Below are 9,941 nucleotides of genomic sequence, written 5' to 3' on the forward strand. Positions count from 1 at the left end.
TAAAGGGTTCATTAAGTTTAAAAGAGTGAAAGAGTGGACGATTGACAGAACGTTCCAGCGACCCGGTCTTTCAATCGTTCACTCTTTCGCAGTTAATTAGCTATATAACGGAAACGCTTTCATCCAGGCGTTGATTTCTTCTTTTACGGACTGAAGTTTCGTTTCATTGTCGTGGTTCATCAGAACCTCGTCAATATATACGACAATCTGTTCCATATCGGATTCTTTCATGCCACGCGTGGTGACGGCAGCCGTGCCGACGCGCATCCCGGAAGTGACCATCGGCGATTTATCGTCGAACGGTACCATGTTTTTATTGATCGTAATATCAGCCTTGATCAGCGTATTTTCGGCCAGTTTACCCGTCAGCCCTTTCGAACGCAGGTCGATCAGCATCAGGTGGTTATCTGTGCCGCCCGAAATAATCTGGTAGCCTTTGTTCAGGAAAGCCGCGGCCATCGCCTGGGCGTTCTTCTGAACCTGTACGGCATACTCGTAAAAATCTTCGCTCAGGGCCTCGCCAAACGCAATGGCTTTGGCCGCAATAATGTGCTCCAGCGGCCCACCCTGCGTACCCGGGAACACGCCCGAATCCAGCAGGGACGACATCAGCCGAAGATCGCCTTTAGGAGTTTTGATACCGAACGGATTTTCGAAGTCATTCCGCATCATAATAATGCCACCACGTGTACCACGTAGTGTTTTGTGGGTCGTCGTGGTTACGATGTGCGCATGAGCAAGCGGATCGTTCAGTAATCCTTTGGCAATCAGACCAGCCGGGTGCGATACGTCCGCTAACAGAAGAGCACCTACCTCATCGGCGATGGCCCGCAAACGAGCATAATCCCAGTCGCGGCTGTAAGCTGAAGCACCACAGATTAGCATTTTAGGCCGTTCAAGCTTAGCCGTTTCTTCTACTACGTCGTAATTGATAACGCCGGTCTCTTTCTCAACTCCGTAAAAAGTCGGACGAAAATATTTTCCTGAGATGTTCACGGGCGAACCATGCGTTAGGTGTCCACCGTGCGAAAGGTTGAAGCCCAGAATGGTATCACCCGGTTGCAGACAGGCCAGAAATACGGCGGTATTTGCCTGAGCCCCCGAATGCGGTTGCACATTGACCCACGTAGCGCCAAATAGTTCTTTCGCCCGATCGATAGCGATTTGCTCTATCTGATCGACTACTTCACAGCCACCATAATAGCGTTTGCCCGGAAGCCCTTCCGCATATTTATTCGTCAGTACGCTGCCAGCCGCTTCCATAACAGCGGGCGATACAAAGTTCTCGGAGGCAATCAGTTCAATACCTGATTCCTGGCGATGTTGTTCTTTCGCAATCAAGTCAAACACCTGCGTATCGCGGGTGGTGGAGGTGACGGTAGTCATCAAATGATCGTTTTATTATGTTGGTGATCTGGCTGTTCTACGGGTCAAAAACGACGTAGTAAACTAACAAATAACCAGTTATTTATACATACAAAGGTACGCTGGAAAACGGTAGAATCTGGTAGGCATACCAACAAAAGTATCTAACAAGTAGCTTTTGCATACGCTAACAGAAAAATAGGCTACAAACCTATACCCGGCATAAAACCGGGAATTGGGTTTCTTGGTGTTAAACGCCCCGCGAATCAGTTTGGGTTAGGGGAGCTGGAGTTAACAACCCGCTGTGTAGCGTTGGTAACCATAGTAAGCTGATTGTATTGGGTTGTTCGACAACTACGTATCAAACAATCTTTTTCTTTCGAGCTGGTTAAAAATTAAATTGATTCAGGGCTGACTGATAACGTAGCGGAGTCATTCCTGTATGCAGTTTAAATTGCCGGTGAAAATGCGAACTATTGTTATAGCCACACTCTAACCCGATTTGGCTAATACTCAGGCTGGCGCTGTTGAGTAATTTACGGGCATAACCGATACGTAGTTCATTAACGTATTCAACGAATGTTTTTCTTGTCCGCTGCTTGAAATAACGGCAGAAAGCAGCCGGTGTCATTCCCGCAATCATCGCTATCTGCTCAACCCGTATATCGGTTCGAAAATTGGTCATGATAAATTCAAGGACACGTTGCATTCGTTCTGTGTCAGCAGCACCAGCACTTAGTTGATAGCCGTCGCTAGCCAGTAAACAGGCATCCGCGTCGGTAGCCAGATGATCAAGAATAGCTACTAGGTTAAGTAGCTGCGACAACCCTGAACGCTCTGTCAGTTGCTCCATCTGCAAAGCCATCGACTGACGCACATTGCTACTGAAGCTGATACCATGGCGAGATCGCTCGAGCAATTGCCTGACGGCATTAGCTTCGGGCAGATTGACTAGCCCAATCTTACCAAGCTCATCCGAAAACTGAACGACGATGGACTCAACCTGATGGGTGGATTCAGGTGTGTAAAACTCCTCGTCGCTACGCCAGAAATGGGGCAGGTTGGGACCTAGCAAGACCAGATCACCAGCGCCGAAGGGTTCTGTATGATCGCCGACAAAGCGATGCCCAAAGCCTTTCACGATGTACGTGAGTTCATATTCTGGATGATAGTGCCAGGGCGCATCAAAATAAGGCAACTGGAAGCGACGAACCAGTAACGAACTCTGCTCTTCTACTAATATTTTTTCAAATAAGGCTTTCACGGTACTTCCTTTCTACAACGCAAAAGTCTAGTATTTTAACCATAAATAGATAATCAATATAAATATATAATCAAAATCATACACAAATCAGCAAAAGGGCTGCATTCTTTAAGCTGCTTATTGATCTATTTTTGTATTAACAGTGATCCTATAACCTTTACAATTACTTATGGAAGCAAGTATTATCAATAAAGAAGTCTTACTGGACGAGTTGAACAGCCCGTATACTGTTAAGCCAGAAGCCATTGCCTTTTATCGTAAGAACGGTTACGTTAAACTGAAGCATGTCCTCAGCTCAGACGTACTGGATTATTATGGTACAATTATTACGGATTTAGTTTTCAAGCTCAATACGCTCATAAAGCCTATGGACGAACGTACTACGTATGAGCGCGCTTTTTTGCAGATCATGAATCTTTGGCAGGAAGATGAACAAGCCAGAGCCTTTGTCTTTTCAAAACGATTGGCCAAAATAGCAACCGATTTGATGGGCGTTCAGGGTGTACGACTTTACCACGACCAAGCCCTCTATAAAGAGCCATCGGGCGGTATTACGCCCTGGCATGCCGACCAGTTTTACTGGCCATTATCATCCCCCAATACCGTAACGGTTTGGATTCCCTTACAAGACACTCCAATGGAAATGGGGCCGTTGGCTTTTGCAGAAGGCAGCCAGCACGTTGAAATTGGACGCGACATTGAGATTAGCGATGAAAGTGAATCTATTTTAGACGACGAGCTTCGGAAACAGAATTTTAATGTTCACGATACACCCTTCGAATTGGGTGAGGTAAGCTATCATGCCGGGTGGACATTTCATCGGGCGGGACCGAATACGTCAACTCGACCGCGTAAAGTAATGACCATGATTTATATGGATAAAGATCAGATCATTACACAACCCCGGAATCAATACCAAATCGCCGATCATGCGAAATGGCTGAATAATGTGCCCGTTGGCAGTACACCACAGGATGGGCTAAACCCTGTATTATTCAGTTATTAACTGATCAATTTTCGTCATTAGTCGGGCATTATTCATCAAAAGCAGCCGCTTCTTTTAGGGCTTTTGATGAATGACGCTCGACTATTGGTTTTTTATGGAAATATTTTTGCAGGATTTCTGTTGTCCTATCAAACCATAATTGCCCAAGGCGGTATGAAGTCATTTCTTACGCTTGTGGTGTGGCTGCTGCTACCCCTCGCTACGTTTGCCCAGATCCTTAAACCCGTCACCTGGACGTATAAGTCGACGAAGTCTTCTGCTAAGGTTGGGGAGGTCATTGAATTACGTTTTACGGCCACTATTCAGCCCGGTTATCATATCTATTCTTCGGACGTTAATCCGAAAATTGATGGGCCATTACCGACGGTCATTAAGCTCAATCCTAACAAAACGTACGAACTGGTTGGCAAGGTAAAACCAATCAGTAAAGTAGAAACCAAATACGAAGAAGTATTCGAGGGCGATACGTATCTGATGCATGGGCCTGCCCAATTTTCGCAACGTATCAAAGTCCTGAATAATATACCAGTTATTGAGGGAAATATTGATTATCAGGTTTGTACCGATAAAGATGGGCAATGCATACCGGGTAATGAAGATTTTGCGATCACTGGCTTAACGGTTTCGGAACCTGCAGCAACCACCACAGCGATATCTTCTGCACCGCAAACAGCATCAGTGGCTGCCGCTCCGGCTTCGGAAACAGCTGCCCTTGCTTCAGCACCAGCAACCACTTCTACTAACGTAGCGAAAACTCCCAGGCAATCTGAACCGACTATTGCCGAAACAGTCGAACAGCCACAGGCTGTATTAAATGAGACCGCAACGGATCAGGGCAATACGTTAGGCGGATTCCTGCTGGCCGCCTTTTTATCGGGCTTGATCGCCTTACTGACTCCCTGCGTTTTCCCGATTATTCCGGCAACGGTTAGTTTTTTTACAAATCAGCAGGGTGGCCTTTGGAAAGCTTTGTTGTACGGGGTATTCATTATTGGTATTTACGTACTGATCGGTACCGTTGTTTCACGGATCAATGGTCCGGCTTTTGCTAACTTTGTCAGTACGCACTGGATTCCCAACGTACTGTTTTTTGCCATATTCTTCATCTTTGGCTTATCATTTCTGGGGCTTTTCGAAATCGTTCTACCCAACTCGCTGATTAACAGAGCGGATGCAAAATCAGAACAGGGCGGTATTTTGGGTATCTTCTTTATGGCTTTTACGCTTGTGCTGGTATCGTTTTCCTGCACAGGCCCTATCGTCGGGAGTTTACTGGTTGCATCAGCAGGTGGTGAGGTGGTAAAGCCAATTCTAGGGATGGCGGCTTTCTCATCTGCTTTTGCGGTTCCCTTCACGCTGTTTGCGGCCTTTCCGCAGTGGCTAAAAAACCTGCCCCGTTCGGGGGGCTGGCTCAACTCGGTGAAGGTTGTGCTTGGTTTTCTGGAATTAGCCCTTGCGCTTAAATTTCTGAGTGTGGCCGATCAGGTTTATCACTGGGGCTTGCTCGATCGGGAGGTTTTCCTTTCTATCTGGATTGTCATTTTTACGCTGATTGGCTTTTATTTTCTCGGAAAAATCCGGTTACCGCACGATAGTGAAGTCAAGACGATCAGTGTTCAGAAATTATTACTGGCGATTGCTACGTTCTCTTTTGTCGTTTACATGATTCCTGGCTTATGGGGGGCGCCACTGAAAGCTTTGTCGGGTTATCTACCGCCCGAAACCTCACAGGATTTCAATTTGAATAATCAATCTTCCTTTGGCCATACACAAACGGGAATCAAGCCAATCGAAGAAAACATCAAATACGCTGACCTGTTTCATTTTCCGCGCGGTCTGCAAGGTTTTTTCGATTATAAACAGGCGTTGGCTTATTCTAAAAAAGTAAACAAGCCAGTGTTCATTGATTTCACGGGACACGGCTGCGTTAATTGCCGCGAAATGGAAGCCCGCGTCTGGTCAGATCCTGCCGTAATGTCGCGCTTGCAAAATGATTTTGTGTTGGTAGCCCTCTATGTAGATGATAAAACAGAACTGCCGGAAGCCGAATGGTACACGTCGTCTTATGACAGCAAAGTAAAAAAATCGATTGGCGCCCAAAATGCTGATTTACAGATCACAAATTACAATAATAACGCTCAACCGCATTACTGCTTAGTAGATAGCGAAGGTAAATTGCTTGTTCCCCCTAAGAACTACGACCGCAACGTAGCAAACTTTGTTTCGTTCCTGGATTCAGGAAAAGCAAAATTTTGACATTGGCCGTTTGCCGGCTAAACTCAGTTGTCCAGTGTCTAATGTGTTTCCGAAATGCTTAGTAATGCTGATTAACAAGCGCGAGTGTTGCAGAATTAATTAAATTTAGAAGCAACACACGTAACAGATGGCCATGAACCCAATCAGAAAAGAAGACATCAAACAGGAAGTGTTTGACCTATACGACGACTACGCTCATAATCGTATCGACCGTCGTGACTTTGTACAAAGGCTCTCTACATACGCAGTGGGAGGTCTTACCGTAGCGTCGCTGATGGGTTTTCTTATGCCTGATTATCGGGGTGGCATTCAGATTAAAGCCGATGATCCACGCTTAAAATCAGACTATGTTACGTATACGTCGCCAAAAGGGGGTGGCACCATCAAAGCCTTACTGTCGACACCTGTCGATACGAAAAAAAAGCTCGGTGGCATTGTAGTAGTGCATGAAAATCGGGGGCTGAATCCGCATATTGAAGACGTAGCGCGAAGAGCGGCTCTGGCCGGGTTTATTTCGATTGCACCGGATGCGTTAACGCCATTGGGCGGCTACCCCGGCAACGATGACGCGGGCCGCGAGATGCAAAGTAAACGGGACCGCAACGAAATGCTGGAAGATTTCATTGCTGCCTACGATTATCTGAAAAATCATAAAGACTGCAACGGTAAAGTTGGCGTTGTTGGCTTCTGCTTTGGAGGCTGGATTGCCAACATGATGGCGGTACGTCTTCCTAATTTATCAGCATCAGTTCCATTCTATGGTGGTCAGCCAGCGGCCGAAGATGTTCCCAAAATAAAAGCTCCTCTACTTCTGCATTATGGTGCTCTGGACACCCGAGTTAACGAAGGCTGGCCAGCCTACGAAGCAGCCTTGAAAGCAAATAACAAAGAGTATATGGCTTACGTATATCCTAATGCAAATCACGGCTTTCACAACGACACTACCCCTCGCTATGACAAAGCAGCCGCTGAACTGGCTTGGAAACGTACCATTGACTTTTTTACAGCAAAATTAGCCTGATACATTATTTTCTGACGCGACAGTAGTGTTCGTTTTTATGTGCGTTTACGAAAGCCGGTATCTAAGCTCCAGATACCAGCTCCCTGCGCAGCTATGTACAAGAACAGAAAACAATAGATCAGGGATAACTCTCCTTTGTTCAACAACGGGACATGCCCCTGTGGAAGGTGAGCCATAAAATAGGCGACAGCCATCTGCCCACTGGATAGAAAAGCGGCTACACGCGTGAAAAGACCAAGGGCAATAAGTAGCCCCCCTCCTAGTTCAACAACTCCCGCAAAACCCATGAGTGAAAACAAAGGAACCGGATCGCCACTACCAGGAATACCAAATAGTTTCTGACTACCATGCATAGCAAAGAGCAGACCGGCTACAATACGTAGTGCAGCATACAGATAAGGGGCGTATTGACTGATTGTTCTTTCCATTGCAGACTTCATTTAACGTTGAGAGATATACTCTATTAACGATAAGAATGCAGTGGAGTTTAAATTCAGCTCATGGAGGTGCATACATTTGTAGCCAGTAACGCAAGGATTTCAAGGAAAGACAGGAAAAGTAAAGCTCCAGCACTACGTCGTACTGTACACGGATTCGTAGAAGCTTGCTATTGAGCTAGCACATAAGATCGCCTAAAACGGCTCATTCGCCGGTTTCATCATTTGGAGCATCGACGGGCTTTGATTCGGGTGAACCTTTCTGCCGTAGAAAAATGGAAAGCACGACAATAGACAATACCGATAGAAACTCGCTCTGCCAATTTTGCAGCGACTGAAACCAGAATGCAGACGTACCCATAAACTGCCAGAGCGAAAGTATCTCCTGTTTGCCTTTCAGCGCATTCTCAGTATTGTATTCCTTTAGTCCGCCAATGGCGTGTAAATAAAAGGAAAGACCGAACAGAAGAAAAAAAGCAATACTCAGCGAATTCTCATACAACTTCAGTACCCATCCGCCCCGCTTGACTGGCCAGGGAGCCCCTCGCCGTGTAGGCGAGGGTTCCCGGTCAACTTCTTCGGGTTCAGAGAGGCTTTTGGACTCTGAAGAGCCTTTCTGAAAGAGTTTAACAGTCAATAGCACATACAGACCCATTTGCAGGAACTCGCTCTCCCAGTTTTCGAAGACGGATTCAATGCAATGGCCAGTGGTAAGATATGTTAAGAGCGTGATAGCCGGGCGACCGTAGTCCTTTAATTCACCATTAAAATCATACCAGCCCACTAGAATCTGGCCCGCCAGAGCTATCACTGTGATTACAATCAGAACCAACGAGAGACCATTTTCGTGCAGAAATTTCTTCATTTTCACGATCCACCAATTAGCTCTTTATCAACTCAACTCTGCGCTACCTCATGAAGGGATTCAGCACCAACTAATTTTTTATAGAGCGTCAATGCCTGCGCAACAACCTGATCCATATTATAATAACGATACGTTCCCAGACGTCCTACAAAATGAACACCCGTCTGTTCGTCCGCCAACTGTTTGTACTGTCGGTAAAGATCAGCATTCTCTGGCCGGGGTACTGGATAGTACGGATCGCCTTCATCCTGAGGATACTCGAAGGTAAGACTGGTTTTTGGATGCTCCTGCCCGGTCAGCTTTTTATACTCTGTGATACGTGTATAGGCATGATCGTTCGGGTAGTTGACGACCGAAACCGGCTGATAATCCGGCACGTCCAGTGTTTGATGATCAAACCGGAGCGACCGATAGGGCAGCTTTCCATAGCAGTAATCAAAATACTCGTCCACGGGGCCAGTGTAGATCAATTCACCAAATGAGAGCTGATCTTTAATCTGTCTGAAATCGGTGCTAAGCATAAGATGAATGTTAGGATGATTTACCATCTTCTCAAACATCTTCGTATAACCATGCAGGGGCATGAACTGAAACTCGTCGGTAAAGTAACGATCATCCTGGTTAGTACGGGTCGGTATGCGCGAGGTTACCATTTTGTCGAGCTCCGAAGGATCAACCCCCCACTGTTTGCGGGTGTACCCCCGAAAAAACTTTTCGTACAAATCGCGACCTACCTGACTGACTACTACGTCTTCTGACGTGCGGATATTTTCTACTGGTTCACCGACAGTCTTGAAATACGCGGCCAATTCTTCCTGACTAAACGCATAACCATACAGTTTATTAACGGTGTCGAGATTGATAGGAATGGGCAATAACTGTCCTTCTACAGATGCCAGCACGCGATGCTCATAGGGACGCCACTCGGTAAACTGCGACAGATACGAAAATACATCGGGGGAGTTGGTATGAAAGATATGCGGCCCGTATTGGTGAATCAAAATGCCGTCTTCGTTATAACAATCATAGGCGTTACCGCCGATGTGCGGACGTTTATCGATGAGAAGTACTGTTTTTCCGGCCTGACTGGCTAAGCGTTCGGCCAATACGCTCCCGGCAAAGCCGGCGCCAACAATGGCATAATCGTATTCCATAAATGGTACGGTCTCCCGTAATGACTTTTGTTTAAGTGCAGTTTTATAACTGTCTGGACGGCAAAACATCCCGCAAAAAGGCCACCTTGTGAGGCAATGGTCTTTATAGTATCTCTATTTAATAGATTGTACTACGTTTAGTAGTAGGTTTTACCTCTACATCAGTATGTCATGCTTTGGCTGAATGGGTTTGGGAACCTGAATATCGCCTAACATCTGGAGAAGATCAATTTCAATAGTGCGGCAGATAGATAGCATAGGCACGTCATTAAACAGGCCTTCAAACGGGTTTTCTGAATAATCGCCGATAAGCTCCATCACTACGTATATCCAGCCGACAATTACGCCAAAAGGTATAGTGAGCCATATACTTTGGTCGCCTAACTTACTGAACTCGGCAACAACGCCAAATGGCAACAGAAAAATGAAAATACAAACGAAAATAAAGCTGAAACCGCCGTACTGCCGTGGTAATGGGAACCGCTTTATGCGCTCGGCTCTGCCCTGATGATCATAAAAATCATTTAGTATTTTTTGCAGCTCAACATGACGTATCGTATTGATTATCTGACG

General features: G+C 46.0%; 10 protein-coding genes. 3 read left to right on the forward strand and 7 right to left on the reverse strand.

Features of this window, described 5'->3' with window-relative positions; genetic code table 11:
- Positions 1-96 precede the first annotated feature (96 nt).
- Together glyA and ACOJS8_RS06925 are read right to left on the reverse strand one after the other, a co-directional pair.
- Entirely contained in the window at positions 97-1,386 is a 1,290-nt protein-coding gene (gene glyA, locus ACOJS8_RS06920; protein WP_420147808.1) for a serine hydroxymethyltransferase, read from the reverse strand.
- Between the two features lie 367 nt (positions 1,387-1,753).
- Positions 1,754-2,629: a helix-turn-helix domain-containing protein gene (locus tag ACOJS8_RS06925; protein WP_420147809.1), complete on the reverse strand. Its 876-nt coding sequence runs from the start codon at positions 2,627-2,629 to the stop codon at positions 1,754-1,756.
- A 169-nt stretch (positions 2,630-2,798) separates the two neighbouring features.
- Here ACOJS8_RS06925 and ACOJS8_RS06930 point away from each other — a divergent pair, with 169 nt between their 5' ends.
- The gene (locus tag ACOJS8_RS06930; protein WP_420147810.1) at positions 2,799-3,635 is read left to right on the forward strand and encodes a phytanoyl-CoA dioxygenase family protein; all 837 of its coding nucleotides are present in this window, start codon (positions 2,799-2,801) and stop codon (positions 3,633-3,635) included.
- 28 nt (positions 3,636-3,663) lie between these two features.
- Here ACOJS8_RS06930 and ACOJS8_RS06935 read toward each other — a convergent pair whose 3' ends face one another.
- The gene (locus tag ACOJS8_RS06935; protein ID WP_420147811.1) at positions 3,664-3,798 is read right to left on the reverse strand and encodes a hypothetical protein; all 135 of its coding nucleotides are present in this window, start codon (positions 3,796-3,798) and stop codon (positions 3,664-3,666) included.
- Between ACOJS8_RS06935 and ACOJS8_RS06940 the strand changes: the two genes are divergently transcribed.
- Complete coding sequence (locus ACOJS8_RS06940) at positions 3,789-5,891, forward strand: cytochrome c biogenesis protein CcdA (protein WP_420147812.1); 2,103 nt, start codon at positions 3,789-3,791, stop codon at positions 5,889-5,891. The genes ACOJS8_RS06935 and ACOJS8_RS06940 overlap by 10 nt on opposite strands.
- A 133-nt stretch (positions 5,892-6,024) precedes the next feature.
- Positions 6,025-6,912 (forward strand): dienelactone hydrolase family protein, encoded by an 888-nt coding sequence (locus ACOJS8_RS06945; RefSeq protein WP_420147813.1) that lies wholly within the window; start codon positions 6,025-6,027, stop codon positions 6,910-6,912.
- 35 nt (positions 6,913-6,947) lie between these two features.
- Here ACOJS8_RS06945 and ACOJS8_RS06950 read toward each other — a convergent pair whose 3' ends face one another.
- From ACOJS8_RS06950 to ACOJS8_RS06965, 4 genes are all read right to left on the reverse strand, one after another.
- Positions 6,948-7,340, reverse strand: a complete 393-nt coding sequence (locus tag ACOJS8_RS06950) for a DoxX family protein (RefSeq protein WP_420147814.1) — start codon at positions 7,338-7,340, stop codon at positions 6,948-6,950.
- 214 nt (positions 7,341-7,554) lie between these two features.
- Entirely contained in the window at positions 7,555-8,214 is a 660-nt protein-coding gene (locus ACOJS8_RS06955) for a DUF6766 family protein (protein WP_420147815.1), read from the reverse strand.
- A gap of 32 nt (positions 8,215-8,246) precedes the next feature.
- On the reverse strand, positions 8,247-9,368 hold the full coding sequence (glf, locus tag ACOJS8_RS06960; protein ID WP_420147816.1) for a UDP-galactopyranose mutase: 1,122 nt from the start codon (positions 9,366-9,368) through the stop codon (positions 8,247-8,249).
- Between the two features lie 156 nt (positions 9,369-9,524).
- Positions 9,525-9,941: bestrophin family ion channel (locus tag ACOJS8_RS06965; RefSeq protein ID WP_420147817.1), on the reverse strand; the 417-nt coding region annotated here is incomplete at its 5' end.

The organism is Spirosoma sp. (genome assembly GCF_048594605.1).
Classification (GTDB): Bacteria; Bacteroidota; Bacteroidia; order Cytophagales; family Spirosomataceae; genus Spirosoma.

Excerpts from the sequence above, each read along its gene's own strand:
- glyA (WP_420147808.1), bottom strand. The coding sequence starts at position 1,386 with ATGACTACCGTCACCTCCACCACCCGCGATACGCAGGTGTTTGACTTG.
- ACOJS8_RS06930 (WP_420147810.1), top strand. The coding sequence starts at position 2,799 with ATGGAAGCAAGTATTATCAATAAAGAAGTCTTACTGGACGAGTTGAAC.
- ACOJS8_RS06940 (WP_420147812.1), top strand. The coding sequence starts at position 3,789 with ATGAAGTCATTTCTTACGCTTGTGGTGTGGCTGCTGCTACCCCTCGCT.
- ACOJS8_RS06935 (WP_420147811.1), bottom strand. The coding sequence starts at position 3,798 with ATGACTTCATACCGCCTTGGGCAATTATGGTTTGATAGGACAACAGAA.
- ACOJS8_RS06945 (WP_420147813.1), top strand. The coding sequence starts at position 6,025 with ATGAACCCAATCAGAAAAGAAGACATCAAACAGGAAGTGTTTGACCTA.
- ACOJS8_RS06950 (WP_420147814.1), bottom strand. The coding sequence starts at position 7,340 with ATGGAAAGAACAATCAGTCAATACGCCCCTTATCTGTATGCTGCACTA.
- ACOJS8_RS06955 (WP_420147815.1), bottom strand. The coding sequence starts at position 8,214 with ATGAAGAAATTTCTGCACGAAAATGGTCTCTCGTTGGTTCTGATTGTA.
- glf (WP_420147816.1), bottom strand. The coding sequence starts at position 9,368 with ATGGAATACGATTATGCCATTGTTGGCGCCGGCTTTGCCGGGAGCGTA.